Raw genomic sequence first — 15564 nt, forward strand, 5'->3', positions numbered from 1 at the left:
AACACCTTGGCGAGAGCAATGATTCATCAATCGGTGTTTTTCGAGTATGGAGTCGCAGATGCCTGACTTTGATACGTCGCCGACCGACGCTGCGGAACACTCCGAGCGGGGTGCCGATCCACAGCTAAGGCCGTTCATCCGCAGGCGAATCGAGGAGACGGTCGAAGCCGCAGGGTACCGCGGCGCAGAGTCGCAGCGACTCGCCGCGATGGTGTGTGCCGCTCTTGATGAATTTCTGCCGACGCGAGTCCAGTGGGGATCGGCGTCCTGGGTGCGCGTGCACAACCACACCGACCGTTACCTCCAGGCACATGACAACGTGCACGATGCACGCCAACGGATCGATCAGATCGCCCGAACCGAGTCTTTACACCGCTCCAAGGACGGATCCGGAATTCTGGTCCGCACCGGCTTGCTGCGCCGGTACCGGGGTGAATGGACCGGCGTCGCCGAGCCCAACCCGCTGGAGGCCGTCACGGCCACCGACCTGGCATCTGCTGCTCAGAGACTTCTAACGAGCGTCGTGGACGACTCCACCGATGGGCCGAGCCCGGGACGACGTTGAGGGGCGGCCAGGCTCAGGGGGTGGCCCCAGCGGCAAATTTCGGTTCAAGTATCGGACAAGGGTTCTCGCCGCACTCTGCGCACACGTACTCGTCGGTGATGTCCTGCACGTAGTAGTGCTCGCGCATCGCGCGACGGCCGTGCACAGGGCAATGCTTATCCCGGATGCGTGGTTGGCAGATGCAGCTCATGCGGTAACCGCTGATTGGTAGTAGTTACGCGCTGTTGCGGAGATGGTCGCTGCAGGAGTAGTCGCGGCCGTCACGGCAGTCGGCGAAGTCCTCGACGTTGAGCCGCGTGCACCACAGCCGGCCGGCGCCGTGGAGCCGCCCGTGCGAGGTGTGGCCCCCGTACCACTGGACGGCTTCAATCTTGGCGTGACCACCTTCCTGGACCGCGATAACAGCAGGCTCAAGGTCGCCGTCGTGAGTCGCGACGATGACCAGGTCGATATCGTCGCGGCTGGCGGCGGTCACCACCGCGAGCGCGGCCAGGACGTCGATACCTTTCTCGCGCGCCTCGACCTCGGTGGCCGGCGCGTCGGAGCCCGGGCCGGTGCTGTAGCACTCACGAATGACCCGGTAGCGCAACGGGCGATGGGTGACATGCACGAGCGGGTCGGCCTGCCAGTGCTCCTGCTGAGCCATGTTGCGCTGGTAGCCGGGCAAGTCATACTCCGGTTCGGGCAGCCCGCGGAAGACCTGGACGTCGACGAGCTCTGCGCTGCAGCGGCCCGCTGCAGCGCGGGTGGCAAGCACGCGGCGTGCGAACAGTCCCGGGTCGATCCGGCACAGGTGCAAGGGCCGATCTGGCCGGCAGAACGAATCATGGCCGGTCAAATGCATGTTCTGGTAGTCGATGATCACTGCTGTTCGCGCTGCGCTCACGGCGGATACCTCCCTTGTCCGGAGTATCGGCCACAGGTGTGACATCCCGGGGCGCTACGTGTCCTGTGGAGCGAGGAAAGCCGGGATGTCAGCCCGGGCGGTTAGCGTCGGGGCAGAGGCACAATCAGCACAGGGAGGGCTTGGGGCGGATGACCGGATACATCCTGATCGGCGTCGGAGCGGCGGTTTTCGCGCTGGGGATGTGGATCGGGCGGCTGTCGGTAGAGGATTACCGGAACATGCCCGCAGCGCGGCGGCGTGAGCGGATTCAGATGGTGCTGGGCGTGATCGGCGCGGTCATTGTCGCCTGCGGTGGGGTGCTGCTGAACACGGGATGCTGGCGCTATGTCTCCGCGGTCGTGGCGGCGCTCATTGTCGCCTGGATGGTTCGGCAGGCGTACCGGTTCGAACAGGATTCGCGGCGTCGCGACAATGAGCGTCTGCAACGGGTTTTCACCGAGCTGGCCAACGGCACGTACACCGGCGGACTCGTGCAGGAGATGCTGGACTACAACGGATTAACGCTCCCTGAGCTGCGGGGCGGAATCGTCAAATTCGGTCGCGGTGACTTGAGGGCATTGTCTGTGTTGGGCCCGCTGGACCGGATTCCACCCATGGGCGGCCCGGGCGCATGAGGATCGAACGGCCCCTGCCGCGCCGGGGTCAGCGGGGTGCCGCACATCCGGTCATTAGGCGCCCTGTGCCTGGGGCGCCGTTAGACTCCTACATCCTGGCCCAGCTCCCGCTGACCGCGGCATGGGCCGTGCTCACCCTCGCGCACTATGTCTGCCTGTTGTACATACTCTGTGCTGGAATAGCGGCCCTGGTTGGTCTGATCCCGCCTGGCGATCCCGCCATCCCGATGAACCTCACGACGGGGCAATTCTTTCGGGTGGTTATGACCGCGCCCCGCGATGCACTCGGTGAGGCCCTAACCGTCGCCGGTGGAGCACCGCCCAGCCCGGCGGACCTTTTCATGCTCGAGGTGACTGTCCTAACGCTGCGCACCGGTGTACGGAGCGCCTCATCGGCGATCCGCCGGCGCCAGTATCCGGCGTCGAACCGTCGCTCCACCGCGGTGGCCGGCACGACGTTGCCGGGTGTCATCCCCCGCACGACCGCTGACCCGGAAGAAGCCCACGCAGACGACAGCCTGGCCGCCGCTCGACAACGCCGCACCGAACGCATCACCGCGGTGCGGGCCGTGGTCGCTCAACTGGATGCCGAATGGCTTTCCTACACCACTGATTTGGAGGCGTATTACCTCACCAAGCCGGTGCTTCGGGACGCGACGGCAGCACCGACCGCGGCGTACCAGGAAGCGTTATTCGAGCTGCGCAACCACTCTGATGCACTCGGTGTCGGCGCCAGCGCGGTGGATATCGATGCTGCCGAGCACGCCGCGGAAGCAGCGCTGCTGGCATGGGGTGAGGCCAACGATCACGCTGAAGCTGTCGGGCTATGCGACCGTAGCCCGGCAGAGCGGGCAGCGCTCAAACGCCTGCACGCATTGACCGGCCAACTCGCAGACCCTGCCACCCCAGAATCCATGTGGCAGAACCTGATTGTCAAAATCAATTATCAAATAGGCTTGCTGGCCACCTCGACGGTATCGGTCTCCTGGGACCATCTGGCGCGGGTGCCCGCGCTGGAACAGCGGATCCGGGCCTTGCCGCCGCCGGCCACGCCGTCGTGAACCGACCGGAACCGTGCTACGCGGTTCGCCACGACCACGATGCCGAGGTTGTCGGGACAGTGGCGGCGGTGATCCGCGAGGTTGACGGCAGCCACGAGCTCGGAGCCGCAGCTCTGGCCAAGGCCCTTGTGAATCGCGGAGTGACCATCACGACCGGATGTCAGCTGGTGGGGATACCGTCCAAGGTGTGAAGATATTTCAGGCGACTATTCCGATCAATCCTGATCGTTTGTGATCTATTGTGATCACCATGAAGATGGTCAGGCTCTCGGAGTGGGCTGAATCGCAAGGGATCGCTCTGGTGACCGCCTACCGCTGGTATCGCGCCGGAGCGATGCCGGTACCCGCACGCAAAATTGGTGGCCTGATCTTCGTCGAAGATTCCCAGGGTGAACGCGACCCCGGGCTGACGGTGGTGTACGCGCAGGTCGCTACGGCAGCAGAGAAATCCGGTCTCGACGAACAAGTGGCCAGGGTGACGCAATGGGCCACCGGCAACGGCATGCATGTCGATCGCGTCGTCACCGAGGTCGGCCCGGCTGCTAGCGAGGGACGTCGCAAATTCCAAGCGCTGCTTGGCGACTCGGACGTGTCCACGATTGTCGTTGAACACCGGGATCGCTTCGCGCGGTTCGGCGCCGGCTATATCGAAGCCGCGCTGACCGCTCAAGGGCGGCGGCTGATCGCCGTCGATGACCAGCCGAACGCCGATCCCGAGCAGGACCTGGCCGAAGTGCTGACGGTGTTGTGCGCCCAGCGATACGGGAAACGTTCGGCCGCGGCCCGGGCCCGCCGCATGATTCAGGCCGCGGCCGGTATGGGAGGACCGTCATGACCGCAGCAGACGGGCTTGACCGCCATGTCGTGATCGCTGCGGCCTCAGGGACATTCACGCCGTCCGGGAGCCGTGTCACCGCGGGCGCAATCCCGTCCACCGAGAAAATTGGCGCGTTCATCGAGTGGGCGGCCAAACCCGGCCGGCATCTGCTGGAGGCGTTCCCGCCTGTCGGGGACGGGCCTGCGGCCCCCGCCCGCCTCTGGGTGGTCGGGGACGCGTGCTGGCTGCTCGCGGGTCCGGGCGACAACGACGGTGTGGCCGCCGAGGATCTGCCCGCGATCGTCGGCAAGGGGCTGGCCGAGCTGGTCGCCGCAGGATGGGAGTTGCGCGGAGGCAGCACGGGAAGATTCATCCTCGCCCGCAGCGAGAACCGCAGCCGTGTCGAGATCGAGATCGTGCTAGACCCGCACCCCTGGCTGGCCGCCGGTTCGTCGACCGTGCGCGACGATGCCGGCGAACTCGGCCGCCGACTCGGTCGCTGGGTCGAGGTGTTCGGCATGCTTCCCGAATCGAGTACCGCCACCACCGGTGCGGCAGTCCTCGACGACATCATAGGAGCGCGCACCCAGCGCGCCACGGGCGCCGCGGTGGTCAGCGAACCGGGCCTCCTTCCTCGAAATGTGCAGCCCGACACGCGGATACAGCCCGCCTGGACCGCGCCGCGGGAGCTCGTGGAGGCGCAGTTCGATCACGTCGAGCACCTGGCCTGGGTCCAGCAGGAATGCCCGCACCTGGCATCGGCGGGCATGGTCTCCCTCGGACTCGGCACCCCGGCCGTGCTGGAAGGCGCCGCCGCGGCCGCGCAAGTTCGCGCGGATAAGCGGCCATTTGGGCTGTGGCTGGTCACCATCGGCGACCCGGCTGCGCTCGGCTTGCCCGCGATGCTGCCGCCGCCGCACCCCTCGATAACCGGGGCGAGCGACCCGGAACAGGTGTGGCTGAGTACCGAGGATCTCAGTGGCCTGGCCAAACCGGTACGCGACGGCGGTGCCGGCCTGGATATCGAGAAGCTCGATGTGGCGGCCGCGGTCGTGTGGCCGAAGCAAAACCGGTTCCTGGATGCGTGGGCCAAACGGTTACGCAAAGCGCGCGACGCGTTCGCCGGCGATGAGGCGATGCTGGCGCTAGTGGAAGCGGTCGCGGCCGACTACATCACCGCACTGGCTGACCCGCAGGTGTGGGAGCCAGAGCACCTGCGCCACCACTACCAACCAGCCTGGCTGGTGGCGATCGCCGCGCACATCCGGCTGCGGGGGCGCCGGTTCGCCACGCGAATTTCCCGCGAATACCGGGTGTGGCCGGCGCACGTCCACGGCCCCGCCATGCTGTACGTGCTTCCCGCCGATCCATCCGCAAGCGACAATGAAACAGCTGTTTTCGCAATCGATTTGACCGAAACGCACACCACCAACCTGGGCCGCACGGTCACCACGGCCCAGGTGGCGGTGACCGAGAAGATGATCCTGCCGGTCCTGCTCGCCGAGACCACCGACGAGCTGCTCGACGCACTGCTGTCGCCGCTGAGTCTGGAACGTGAAGCCGACCCCGAACCGCCGCCGGCCGCGGACCCGAGCACGTCCACATCACCGCAGGACGCCGCCCCCACCGCACCAGCAGTAGGCCAGAACCCCGAACAGGCGAATGACACACGGGGCGAAGCCTCGGCCCCGGTACCGGGCAAGACCGCCAGCGGCCCGCGCGCGAACAAGGGCAAAGGCGGCGGGAAGAAAGCCGTCGTGGGCGGGATTGCCGCGGCGATCCTGGACACCGACGGACTGTGGCTGCCCGACGGCACCCGCATCACATTGGACGATCCGATCAACCACGTCGGAGACGTCGCTGAGCTGGCTTATGCTCACAGCCTGGGCTACAAGTTCACCGAAAACTATGGCGAGCCGGGCCAGATTTGGCTCACCGAATCATTCTGCCGCGCCGCCGGTTTCAACATCGATGCGTTGATAGCGGTCAACCCCAGCGACCGCGACACGCTGCTGCGCGAGAGCACCGCCGAACTGGACTTCGTCACCGATGCCGTAGCCCAGGGATGGCGCCTGGGCGGCGGGGGCCGCGGCGCCGAGCAGCAGGCGCCTCGGCTGGGCATCTGGACGCGCGTGTACAAGCCCAATGCCAAAGGGGAACGCAAAGGCGTCTGGGTAGTCCTGACCCCCGGCATGGGCGTTGCCGACGATCCCGAAAGCGCCCTGAAACCATTTCCGATCCTGGTCGGCAATCCCGACCCCGCGCAGCTCGCCAGGCGACTCCAACTGCTCGCCGATGCACTGCAATACCCGCTCAAGATGACCCCGGGGGTCACCGCGCTCGACCTGATGGTCGAGGCCCGCCCCAAGGGCACCGGGAAGGACGACTGGATTGAGGGCCCGCTGGCGCCATCGAACTACGAGGCGCCGTACACCATCAATGACGCCGAATCGGACTACGACTGGACGCGCACACCCACCGCCGACGAGGCCGAATGCTTGTATGTGCACGCCTACGACCGGGGCGGTTCCTATCCCGCGGCGATCCCTGGTACGGAGTTGCCGATCGGCGAGCCCGAGGACTACCCGGACGGCTCGGTGCTCGGTGATGCCGAATCGCTCAAGCTCTGGGCGAAAAAGCCCGGCGTGTTCGAAGTTGAGGTCCCGGATCAGCAGGAGTGGCTGCTGCCGCATGTGCTCAACCCCCGGGGCCTGAAATTCACCTCGGCGAAGTGGGTGAGCTCGGCACGGCTGGAGGTAGCCCTGGAGCTGGGCTATGAGCCCACCGTGGTGCAGGCCAAGATTTGGCCACAACATGGGCGTGTACTCGAACAGTGGTACCAGCGCATCCGCCACGCCACCCTGGTGCTGGACACCGACGATCCCGACTGCAAGGCCGCGCGCGGCCAGGTGAAAATGATCCGCAATCTGGGAATCGGAATGATGGGGTCGCCGAAAATCAAGGGCCGGGCGGGCTATGACCCGATGAAGCGGTTGATGATCGTCGGCAAAGCCAGCGCCAACATCATGCGGTTGTTCGTCAAGATCGGTACGACCACCGGACGGTGGCCTGTTGCCGCCAAAACGGACATGGTCCTGTACGTCTCCAACAATCCCGACCCGGTGGCGGCCTGGCCTGGTGAGCCCACCAAGTGGGGCCGCGGATTCGGCCAATACAAGCACGAGGGGTCAGCGCTGCTGGCTGATCACCTGCAGTACCTCAACGGTGGGGCCTACAAGGGCGTCGCGGACCTCATCGAACCCGACGAGTGGGCGATGCTCCTGCCCACGCTGAGCGCCGGCGCCGAATCCGAAGGGGAGCAGTGATGGCTAAACCCGTACTCACCGCCGATGCCCTGGGTAAATGGGGATCGGTGCCCTCCCACTCGGTGAGGGAAGACCGCGTCGTGCACGCGCTCGCGCTGCGCGGGCAGGACGTGTCGAAATCCCATGTCGCCGAACAGGTCCGCACCGCCGAAGCCCAACACCGCCAGAACCTCTACCGGGCGATCTCCGGCCGCAAAGACAGCGACATCTCGGGCAAGGGGACCGACCCCGAGGCGATGCTGCAAGCGGCCTACGGGCGCGGTCCCCGCGGCGGTGCAGTGAACACGAAAGCAGCGGCTAAGTCTCTCGGTGTCTCGGCAAGCACGATCCGGCGGTGGATATCCGGCAGCCGATCGCCCTCACCGGAGCACCTCAAAGCCCTGCAGACCGCTTCTCGCCAGGCGGCCAGCACTAAAGCCGGTCGCCGGGCCGCCACCGCCGATTTTCGGGCAAGTGCCCAGGGCCAGAAGGCATTAGCGGGTGCCAGCAGAATTTGGGTCAAAGGCAACCAGGGCGTCGGGGGCCGCGACAGCGACAAATACACCCGCACGCGTGACGCCGCCCAGCCCGTCGACCCCGAAGACGTCGAAGCGATGCTGGCTGCCTACGAGGAAGGTGGCGCAGACGCCCTGCACGAATGGATGTGCGACATCATGGACCGTTACGTGCCCGACTGGGGATTCATCTCGATCGACGACTTCGGATTCGGAGATCCGCAATGACCGCACCTGACCCGATCGAACCGGCCCCGGGCCCGCGCTGGAGCCGCAAACGCCTGACCGACATGCTGCTGGACTGCTACGGGCCCGCAGAGCGCGGCGGCGTCGACGTGGCCTCGGTAGCCGACTACGCCGGCGTCACCGAATCCACCGTGCGGCGCTGGATCAGCGGCGGCCAGCGTGAAGCGCGGCGCCTGAGCCCCGCGCCCGCGGAGCGGATCGCCCAGCTGCAACGCGGACCCGACCTCGTCGAGCAGGCCAACCGTCAGCAATACGACTACGCAGTGACCGCCCGCGCCTCTGTGCGCGAGGACCGGGGCATCCTGCCGGCCTGGCACAAACAAGGATGGCTCAACGAACACACCGTGCTGATCGTCGCGATCAACGGCAAGCCCTGGCACCAGGTCGTCGTCACCAAAGCAACACCGCGGTCTCTGGCCGAATTACGGCGCAGGGCAACCATTGTCGACTCCATTGTCGTGCCGACACGGTTCGACGGCCAGCTCCTGGCGCACCTGATCATGGCGCGGCAATGGAATTGGCGGGTACATCCGCTCGCTGAGCAGCTGGCGATCGGACGCACCCAGGTGTGGATGCAGGACGCCCCGGAGGTTGACCTGGCCGCCCTGGCGCGAAAACTGAACTGACAACAGGCAAACGATGAGGAGGGGGTCGTGAGAGGTGAATTCGGTCCGTCGCCGCTGATCATGACGGCGCTGACGGTCGGTACGCTCTGGCCGGCGCTGCTGATCCTGGCGATCCGGCAGGTATGGCCACAGCTGTGGGTCAACGTGTCGATCGTGATGCTTGCCGCGGCCGGGGCCGCGGTGTCCGTGTGGTTCTTTCGCCGCGCGGTGGCTGAGCGCAGCTCCAACCTGTGGGAGATAGACCAGGTGCGGCTGCGTAGCCCCGTGGGCAGCTTCGTCGGCCTGTACGTCGTGCCCTGCACAATCACTATGGCCTGTCGACCGCCGGACCGCTGGGCCGCGATCGCCGCGCTGGTGGTCATCGGCGTGGTCGCCGCGCGCAGTGGGTCGGTCTTGACCAACAATCCACTGATGGTGCTGTTGGGGCTGCACACGCACGAAGTGCAGCTGCACCGCCCTGACGCCGCGGCAGAGCACGCGCAGACGGTGACCGGGCTGCTGCGTCGCGGCAGTACCCCGGCGCCGGGGGACCTGGTCAGGCTGATCAACATCGGCCAGGGTGTGTATGTCGAGCCGGGCAAAGAGCAGGCCGCGGTATAGACCAAGGCCGTGGGAGAGCGCGAAAACTATGCTCCTGTAGTTGGTTTCGCGCTGTGGTGCCGGTTTTACAGCTCGACGATGCGTGTGCCGCGCACGTATTCGATCCGGGTCGGGCCGTACGCGGACACCGGCGACTTCGGGTAGGTATGTCCGTGGATCAGCACGCGCGGAGTATGTGCGTCCAGCCAGTAGCGCAGGGCCTCGATGCCGAGGTGTGCGGGATCGGCGGGGTGATCGTTGATTCCTGCCGGCGGGCAGTGGGTCACGATGACATCAGCCGGCGGCAGGTGGCCGATGAGGTCGGAGTACTCGGCTTGGGTGTAGAGCAGGTCGCGGGTGCCGGGCTTGTAGCGTACGCAGCCCTGCAACCCGGTGAAGGTGATGCCGGCGATGCAGACCTGCATCAGGTGCAGGTTGGTCATACCCAGGTCGTCGAGGTAGCGGCCGTTGCAGTGATTGCCGTACACCCCGAGGACGGGCACGGTGAGCTCGTCGATGCCAGGTATGTCCGCGGGGTGCAGGTCACCGGCGGTAATGACCAGGTCCAGGGCATTGTCGGCGACGACGTCGCCGATGGAGCGGCCACGGAAATGGAATGGGGTATCGGCGATAACCAGTGCGCGAACACCGCGGCGTGCCGCGGGCGCCGTCGGCTCGTGCTTGCTCCACCACTTCATTGACAGTCCTCCTGGCTTGGAAGGTTAGTTGGGGTGTTTCACCATGCTGCGCTGACCGTGGTTCGCCGCATCGTTCACGAGCTGTACTTATCGGGGGCGCTTGGGCCTGCAGTGTTTCTGATAGACGCGCAGTCGCCACCGGGCGAGCCGGTCAGCGTCACGGCCGGTAAGAGGCTGGCCGAAGTGATCAACATGGATGGCTGCCCTATCCAGCCACAGGCAGAATCCGGTGAAGCAGACGGCGCCGACGGTGATCATCGCGAACTCCAGCCAACGGCTGTTCTGCGCAGCGCTCAGGGCGCACCAGATCAGTGCTGCGTCGAAGGTCACCGTCCAGGCCCAGGACTTCATCTGGCCGCGGCGTACCCGGCGCAGGAGATCATCGCGCGCGTTCATGGCTCAGTTTTCATGGTTAGCGGGGCAGGGGTGCCGGCGGTGACCCGTGAACTTCGGTTCTGGTATGGCGGTCTGATGGATGTGGTGCCGATCGGGCCGGTGGCGATCCCTGGGGAATGTTTGAGGCAGCGCAGCGGTGCTGCCCGGCCCAGGACGCCGGGTTCGTGAAGATGGCCGGCATCCCAACGGGGCAGCTCTGGTGCTGCAGCGACGGACCAGTTCGAGACGCGGCCCTCACCGACGCCGCAGTGCTTGCCGATCGCGGAAAGTTCAGTGAGCAGGGCATAGATCCGGTCGGGGTCGCCGACGGCACGCCAGGTGACGGTGGTTGCGCAGTGCACCATCACGGGAATGCGCCGGCGCTGGTAGCGGCCGGAGCGTTCCTGGATGACGTTGCCTGTTGGGCAGGTCAGTTGGTGCATGCGGTCGCGGTCTGTTGTTGCTGTGCGCCAACGGATATCGGGATCGTCGGTGGGGCCGTGCAGAGCTGCGCAGGTAGCCATCCAGTGCCAGGTGTCGCCGCGGCCGCAGCGGGCTAGTGGCAAGTCGAGTGTTTCGGGCTCGGCGTCGGGCTGGTAGGTCATGTGGGTGCCGGCGGCGCGGGCAGCCCACTTGGTTCGATCCCACAGGACCGAGGCCAGCAGTGCGTCCAGCGGTGGCCCCCAGGGACGCGCTAGTGCGATGCCGTGGGGTGTGGTCGCGGTGACGATGAGCGGGATCACAGCGGCGGTTCAGGCGAGGTCTTGCAGGGCTTTGATGATGGGCCGGCGCTTGCGGCTCAGATGCCGGACCCAGTCGACATCGGAGCCGGGGAGCTGTCCACTGACGGCGGTGACGGTGATGTCGGCGGCGATGCGTCCATGCCCCGCTGCGGTACGCCCACCCAGATGACCGTAGGCGGCCCAGTGCTTCATGACGTCGGTCATGAAGGCGGCCTGCAGGTCCGTGGCGTAGGTGATCTCCACCGTGCCCTGTAAGCGGGTGCCGGCCGGAAGTGTCTCGATGCCGTATTTAGCCAACGGGCTTGTGCCGTCGGTGTTGTCAGTGCCGGTATCGCTTTGGCGCGGGTGCGCAAGATCGACGCGGTGGTCGGCCATATGCGAGTAGAACTCGACGGTGCGGGCCAGTTTGGGTGCGTGCTGGGGTGGGCGGCGAAGGATATGCAGCAGCTCGGCGCTGACGGGCAGGACCTTGTCGACGTGCAAGAGTCCGGACATGATCCGGGCTGAGGCCGCGCCGCCGAAGATCGCCACATGCGGTATGAGTTCTTTGAGTTCGCGTTCGCGCTCGTCAGTGAGTTGGCTGGCGGCTTTGGCCAAGCGGCCGCCATTGGCCAGCAGATGCGCCGCCGGCAGCGGCAGCGATTGCTCATATCCCAGGGCGTTGGCGGTCAGTTCCTCGCCGATGCGCCGCAAGATGCCGCGAAACGAATTCCCGGAAATGACAGGTACTTTGATGGGTTCCCCGTCTGGGCTGACGATGGTTTCTCGGCGGAACAGGGCGGCGATGCCGGTCTTGCCGTGGCCGCGGTCCTCGCAATGCACGATCGAGGACAAGGCCCGGATATCCAGGTCCCAGCGGATCCGCGAGAGCTGCTTCATGCCGACTGCTCCCGATGTGTGTTCCGCTGCTTGCGAACGGCTTCGGCGAAAATTTGTGTTCGCATGACCAACGCGGGGAGATTGTCATGGAACACGGTCAGTACTGCCGGACCGTTGGTGACATTGAGCAGTGTGGCGACCTCGAGGCGGCGGGCTTCGCTTTGAGGCGTGGCGACAAGATCGTTGGCGGCGTAGGACCACCAGCCGGGAAGACTGTCGGCCTGATAGGCGGCCAGTCGCACGCGCGTGGGAAGGATGCTGTCCCAGTAGGTTTTCAAGTAGTTCCGGACCCAAGATTTCTTCCAGTCGATGGCGTAATGCAAATGCAGTAGCAACCGATCGGCAGTGTCCTCGGCCCCATCGAGGTGCCCCAGCGCCCGGACAGTCTCCTGCCACTGACGTGAGGGGGACTCGGGGATGATCTCGGACATAGCGCGCACAGTAATGCGGCATTCGGACATCCCGAAGGGCCTCTTAGGTGGGGTCGGTGATCTCCCTCGCGGCCAGCCACAGTGTCGGGTTTTCCCGCCACGGCTGCAATTGGGTCCAGGCCGACAGGATGTGCGGCCACGTATCGGCGGGCTGGGCCGTCAAGAGCTGGGCAGGGGGAGCGGGTTGGTCCAGCTGGCCCATGGTGGCACCGACGTCGTCGCGTAACCAGGCCATGCCGGTCAGGCGCTCGGCAGCGGTGCTATCCCAGCGCACCACGATCCGGTCGGTCGCCAGGTGCCCCCACTGGGCGGTCGGCAGCAGATAGCGGTGTTTGCGCAGGCTGCGCACAGGCAGGATGGCCGCGGCGGTGCTGGGCAGTGCGGCGGTACTCAAGATGGGCGCCAGGCCGCGGCCATCGGGGTACTCGGTGACCGTGGTGGCGGTGATCAGCATCGGCAGTGAGGCGGTGGGTCGGCGGCAGGTGTAGGCCCACGCGCACGGCACACATAACCGGCGCTTGCCGTAGGGCCAGGCGTCGTACCCGGTGAATTTCTCGCTGAAGATTCTGGTGGTGGTGACAGTAGGCCCGCGGTCACCACAGCGGCCGCACAGGCCCTCGATCGGCGGTGGCGCCTGGGCGATCGAGGGCCGTCCAGCGACGATCCACGCTGCGGCGGCCGGATCGGAAAGCATGGTGAGCGTGACGATACGGCCAACGATGGACCAATGCGCCCCACTCGGGTTATCGTGACGCCACGAAACGCCCGCTGGGGCAGGGAGTAGTACATAAGTGGTCCCCGGAGGAATCCTCTGGGGACCACTTTCTGCTCTCCGAGCGTCGCCATATGCGGCGGAGTTCGTCGAGAGCTCGGGATGGCAGATCTAGCCGATACCCTTGCGCTATGTCGGCCGCAAATGGTGTTCGCGCTGGTCAGCGCCCCCATTCCGGGGATGAGCATGGCTCGGGAACGAGCCGGTGGCTAACTGAGGTGGGCTGCGGTGGGCGCGAAGACTAACCGGCCTAACTATGAGCCACCGGTGGTGGTCGACCCCGAAGGCGGGCTGATCGGTACCCGAGGATCCAAGGTGGCCAGGGAAGTGCCACCGGACGCCATGAGCGACAAGGAATTTCAGCGGCTCAGTAATCGTATCGCTGATCAGATGCGTGACACCGACACCTCGATGACCCGCGCGAGCCGCGACCGGGACCGGGCGACGCCGCGCGATGTGAGTCATGTGGAGTCCTCGCGCCTGCGCGGAGCGCTGCCAGCGGAGGGCGAATTCCGACCGACGATGTCGTCGCGGCAGCGAAAACAGCGCTCGGCGCTGAAGAATCAAGTAATCAACTCCGCGCCCGAATCGCAGCGCAAGGCCCTGCGCGCCATGGTCACCGACGACGATGCCGGCCAGTGGCGGCGGATCAACTGGCATCTGCACAAGAATGCCGGCGACGTCCAGGCGCTGGAGGACGCCGATCGCCAGACAGTGCAGCGTCTCGACCGGCTCGTGCAGTCCTACGAACGCGGCTCCGACCGGACACACAAGGTCTATGTGTCGATCCGGATGCCCGATCGGCACCCGGATGTCACCACCTCCAGTGAGCTGCCCAGCACCCTGCAACCCGGAGCGGTGGTGTCGTTCGATCAATTCACTGTGGGCCACCACAACTTGCATGAGGTGCCCGGTCACAACGATCCCCGCTATGTGGTCCTGGAGCTGGTGACCAGCCGCGGGATGTACATGGGCCGCTCGGACAGTGTCGAGGACACCAGCCACCTGTTGCCGCGCGGCATACGCGCCCGGGCCGTGGGGGCCGATGCCGCGACGTACGCCGCCGGCGGCAGCCATGGGGACCGGCTGGTGGTGCAACTACAGGAGGAGCCGTAAATGGCTGAGCAATGGGTCGTGCACCCGAACCGCTACGCCACCGAACCGGGCACCGGCGACAACGGCCGATACCGCAGCGTGAGCGCTGGTGAGCGGCCGCCGGCGCTGTGCCGGGCCCGTGTGGCCTTGCCGCCTGCCCTGGCTGCGTTCGGCGACGCCGCAGGGTCAGTGACCTTCGAAGACTCCCGATGGCGCCTGGTGGTCTGCGGGGCGCGTACCTTCGCCGCCAAGCACAGCAATGGTGGTGATGTGCTGCCGCCGTTCGGATTTCAGATGAAAGGCCGATGGATGTGGTGGGACGGCACCACCACCGCCACCTCGATCCTCGACGGCCCGGATGCGGTTAGTCATGTCCGCCGGTACCTGCACGAACTGTTCCCCGGGGCCAGCGATATCGAACTCGCCGACCGGCGATGAACGCCGACGCACCTGGGCTGGACATGACGGCGCTGCGGCGGATCGCCGCCGAGCAGCGAGGACCCGGCCGCTACCGGCATCTGCTGGACCGGATCGGCGCACACCTCGACGAGCACGGTGGGTTCGTTTCGTGGTCGGGAGGCAAAGACAGCACCACGGTCGTTGACATGGTCCGCCAGGTCGACCCGCATGTTCCCGTCGTCCTGTTCGACACAGGGCTGCTGTTTCCCGAGACAGTGCACTACATGCAGGATTTGGCGCAGCAGTGGCGGCTGAACTTCCACCCGATCGCCACCGAGCCCGATCTACTCACCATGCTGGCGGCCGGCGGAGGCTTTGACCACAAGGCGGTGGACCGCCCACTGCGCGGCCGCCTGGCCGACATCATGATCACCCGGCCCGCCGCGGCCGCGCACGCCCGATTCGGGCGAGGATCGATGTGGGGTGTGCGCGGCGAAGAATCCGCGGGCCGGCGGCGCCTGTATCGGAGCCGGTTGGCCGTCGAAACCCGTGTGCACGACGATCTTTCGCGCGAATCGGTGCGGTCGGCGCACGGCGGTGTGGTGTATCGCAACGACGGCACGGTGACCTACGGGCCGATCTGGGATTGGCGGCCGCCGCGCGTATTCGAGTACCTGGCTGGCCGGTGCGTCCCGCTCAACCCGCTCTACGAGAAGTTGGCCCGGCTGGGTGTGCCCGAGGACCAGATCCGGGTCGATTCGATGATCGATGCGGCCCTGCTGTCCAACGGGCACTGCGCCTGGCTAATGAAGGGCTGGCCCCTGCTGTTCGATCGGATCGCCACTGAGGTCCTTCCGAGACTCCCGGAATGGACATAGGCCACGATGTCGTCCTCGGGCGGTACGATCAGAAGGGTAGGAGCAAGGCCATCCGGGCC

General features: G+C 66.2%; 19 protein-coding genes. 12 read left to right on the plus strand and 7 right to left on the minus strand.

Annotation, left to right across the window (positions count from 1 at the left end):
- The first annotated feature begins 58 nt into the window (after window positions 1-58).
- Window positions 59-565 (plus strand): hypothetical protein, encoded by a 507-nt coding sequence (locus tag AC3WTE_RS15165; RefSeq protein WP_492438664.1) that lies wholly within the window; start codon window positions 59-61, stop codon window positions 563-565.
- 214 nt (window positions 566-779) lie between these two features.
- On the opposite strand, the gene AC3WTE_RS15170 is transcribed toward AC3WTE_RS15165, so the two are convergent.
- Window positions 780-1451, minus strand: coding sequence for an NYN domain-containing protein (locus tag AC3WTE_RS15170; RefSeq protein WP_492438665.1), 672 nt, complete (start codon window positions 1449-1451; stop codon window positions 780-782).
- Between the two features lie 149 nt (window positions 1452-1600).
- Between AC3WTE_RS15170 and AC3WTE_RS15175 the strand changes: the two genes are divergently transcribed.
- The 8 genes from AC3WTE_RS15175 (at window position 1601) to AC3WTE_RS15210 (ending at window position 9256) form a co-directional block, all read left to right on the plus strand.
- Window positions 1601-2086, plus strand: coding sequence for a hypothetical protein (locus AC3WTE_RS15175; protein ID WP_492438666.1), 486 nt, complete (start codon window positions 1601-1603; stop codon window positions 2084-2086).
- 65 nt (window positions 2087-2151) lie between these two features.
- Window positions 2152-3147, plus strand: coding sequence for a hypothetical protein (locus tag AC3WTE_RS15180; RefSeq protein WP_492438667.1), 996 nt, complete (start codon window positions 2152-2154; stop codon window positions 3145-3147).
- On the plus strand, window positions 3144-3338 hold the full coding sequence (locus AC3WTE_RS15185; protein ID WP_492438669.1) for a hypothetical protein: 195 nt from the start codon (window positions 3144-3146) through the stop codon (window positions 3336-3338). The genes AC3WTE_RS15180 and AC3WTE_RS15185 overlap by 4 nt, the downstream gene beginning before the upstream one ends.
- A 65-nt stretch (window positions 3339-3403) precedes the next feature.
- The gene (locus tag AC3WTE_RS15190; protein ID WP_492438808.1) at window positions 3404-3982 is read left to right on the plus strand and encodes an IS607 family transposase; all 579 of its coding nucleotides are present in this window, start codon (window positions 3404-3406) and stop codon (window positions 3980-3982) included.
- A complete protein-coding gene (locus AC3WTE_RS15195; protein WP_492438671.1) occupies window positions 3979-7290 on the plus strand; it encodes a DUF8841 domain-containing protein in 3312 nt (1103 codons plus the stop codon). The genes AC3WTE_RS15190 and AC3WTE_RS15195 overlap by 4 nt, the downstream gene beginning before the upstream one ends.
- On the plus strand, window positions 7290-8012 hold the full coding sequence (locus AC3WTE_RS15200; protein WP_492438673.1) for a helix-turn-helix domain-containing protein: 723 nt from the start codon (window positions 7290-7292) through the stop codon (window positions 8010-8012). Before AC3WTE_RS15195 ends, AC3WTE_RS15200 begins: the two co-directional genes overlap by 1 nt.
- Entirely contained in the window at window positions 8009-8656 is a 648-nt protein-coding gene (locus AC3WTE_RS15205) for a hypothetical protein (RefSeq protein WP_492438675.1), read from the plus strand. Before AC3WTE_RS15200 ends, AC3WTE_RS15205 begins: the two co-directional genes overlap by 4 nt.
- Before the next feature lie 27 nt (window positions 8657-8683).
- A complete protein-coding gene (locus AC3WTE_RS15210) occupies window positions 8684-9256 on the plus strand; it encodes a KwaA family protein (protein WP_492438677.1) in 573 nt (190 codons plus the stop codon).
- Between the two features lie 65 nt (window positions 9257-9321).
- Here the strand turns inward: AC3WTE_RS15210 and AC3WTE_RS15215 are convergent, their stop codons facing one another.
- From AC3WTE_RS15215 to AC3WTE_RS15240, 6 genes are all read right to left on the minus strand, one after another.
- Window positions 9322-9933 carry a metallophosphoesterase family protein gene (locus AC3WTE_RS15215; protein WP_492438679.1) on the minus strand — a complete coding sequence of 204 codons (612 nt, stop codon included), beginning with the start codon at window positions 9931-9933 and terminating at the stop codon, window positions 9322-9324.
- 87 nt (window positions 9934-10020) lie between these two features.
- Window positions 10021-10329 carry a hypothetical protein gene (locus AC3WTE_RS15220; RefSeq protein WP_492438681.1) on the minus strand — a complete coding sequence of 103 codons (309 nt, stop codon included), beginning with the start codon at window positions 10327-10329 and terminating at the stop codon, window positions 10021-10023.
- Window positions 10326-11051, minus strand: a complete 726-nt coding sequence (locus AC3WTE_RS15225) for a hypothetical protein (protein ID WP_492438682.1) — start codon at window positions 11049-11051, stop codon at window positions 10326-10328. Before AC3WTE_RS15225 ends, AC3WTE_RS15220 begins: the two co-directional genes overlap by 4 nt.
- Window positions 11052-11060: 9 nt before the next feature.
- The gene (locus tag AC3WTE_RS15230; protein ID WP_492438684.1) at window positions 11061-11930 is read right to left on the minus strand and encodes an RAMP superfamily CRISPR-associated protein; all 870 of its coding nucleotides are present in this window, start codon (window positions 11928-11930) and stop codon (window positions 11061-11063) included.
- Window positions 11927-12361 carry a hypothetical protein gene (locus AC3WTE_RS15235; RefSeq protein WP_492438685.1) on the minus strand — a complete coding sequence of 145 codons (435 nt, stop codon included), beginning with the start codon at window positions 12359-12361 and terminating at the stop codon, window positions 11927-11929. The genes AC3WTE_RS15230 and AC3WTE_RS15235 overlap by 4 nt, the downstream gene beginning before the upstream one ends.
- A 43-nt stretch (window positions 12362-12404) precedes the next feature.
- A complete protein-coding gene (locus AC3WTE_RS15240; RefSeq protein ID WP_492438687.1) occupies window positions 12405-13055 on the minus strand; it encodes a hypothetical protein in 651 nt (216 codons plus the stop codon).
- Window positions 13056-13361: 306 nt separating this feature from the next.
- Here AC3WTE_RS15240 and AC3WTE_RS15245 point away from each other — a divergent pair, with 306 nt between their 5' ends.
- The 3 genes from AC3WTE_RS15245 to AC3WTE_RS15255 are packed head-to-tail and all read left to right on the plus strand — an operon-like array spanning window position 13362 to window position 15505.
- Complete coding sequence (locus AC3WTE_RS15245; RefSeq protein WP_492438688.1) at window positions 13362-14249, plus strand: hypothetical protein; 888 nt, start codon at window positions 13362-13364, stop codon at window positions 14247-14249.
- Window positions 14250-14666 (plus strand): hypothetical protein, encoded by a 417-nt coding sequence (locus AC3WTE_RS15250; RefSeq protein ID WP_492438689.1) that lies wholly within the window; start codon window positions 14250-14252, stop codon window positions 14664-14666.
- On the plus strand, window positions 14663-15505 hold the full coding sequence (locus AC3WTE_RS15255) for a phosphoadenosine phosphosulfate reductase family protein (RefSeq protein WP_492438691.1): 843 nt from the start codon (window positions 14663-14665) through the stop codon (window positions 15503-15505). The genes AC3WTE_RS15250 and AC3WTE_RS15255 overlap by 4 nt, the downstream gene beginning before the upstream one ends.
- Window positions 15506-15564 lie beyond the last annotated feature (59 nt).

It is taken from the genome of Mycobacterium sp. FW102-FHT13B02 (assembly GCF_058790275.1).

Excerpts from the sequence above, each read along its gene's own strand:
- AC3WTE_RS15165 (WP_492438664.1), top strand. The coding sequence starts at position 59 with ATGCCTGACTTTGATACGTCGCCGACCGACGCTGCGGAACACTCCGAG.
- AC3WTE_RS15235 (WP_492438685.1), bottom strand. The coding sequence starts at position 12,361 with ATGTCCGAGATCATCCCCGAGTCCCCCTCACGTCAGTGGCAGGAGACT.
- AC3WTE_RS15205 (WP_492438675.1), top strand. The coding sequence starts at position 8,009 with ATGACCGCACCTGACCCGATCGAACCGGCCCCGGGCCCGCGCTGGAGC.
- AC3WTE_RS15215 (WP_492438679.1), bottom strand. The coding sequence starts at position 9,933 with ATGAAGTGGTGGAGCAAGCACGAGCCGACGGCGCCCGCGGCACGCCGC.
- AC3WTE_RS15255 (WP_492438691.1), top strand. The coding sequence starts at position 14,663 with ATGAACGCCGACGCACCTGGGCTGGACATGACGGCGCTGCGGCGGATC.
- AC3WTE_RS15250 (WP_492438689.1), top strand. The coding sequence starts at position 14,250 with ATGGCTGAGCAATGGGTCGTGCACCCGAACCGCTACGCCACCGAACCG.
- AC3WTE_RS15220 (WP_492438681.1), bottom strand. The coding sequence starts at position 10,329 with ATGAACGCGCGCGATGATCTCCTGCGCCGGGTACGCCGCGGCCAGATG.
- AC3WTE_RS15200 (WP_492438673.1), top strand. The coding sequence starts at position 7,290 with ATGGCTAAACCCGTACTCACCGCCGATGCCCTGGGTAAATGGGGATCG.
- AC3WTE_RS15240 (WP_492438687.1), bottom strand. The coding sequence starts at position 13,055 with ATGCTTTCCGATCCGGCCGCCGCAGCGTGGATCGTCGCTGGACGGCCC.
- AC3WTE_RS15190 (WP_492438808.1), top strand. The coding sequence starts at position 3,404 with ATGGTCAGGCTCTCGGAGTGGGCTGAATCGCAAGGGATCGCTCTGGTG.
- AC3WTE_RS15195 (WP_492438671.1), top strand. The coding sequence starts at position 3,979 with ATGACCGCAGCAGACGGGCTTGACCGCCATGTCGTGATCGCTGCGGCC.
- AC3WTE_RS15230 (WP_492438684.1), bottom strand. The coding sequence starts at position 11,930 with ATGAAGCAGCTCTCGCGGATCCGCTGGGACCTGGATATCCGGGCCTTG.
- AC3WTE_RS15175 (WP_492438666.1), top strand. The coding sequence starts at position 1,601 with ATGACCGGATACATCCTGATCGGCGTCGGAGCGGCGGTTTTCGCGCTG.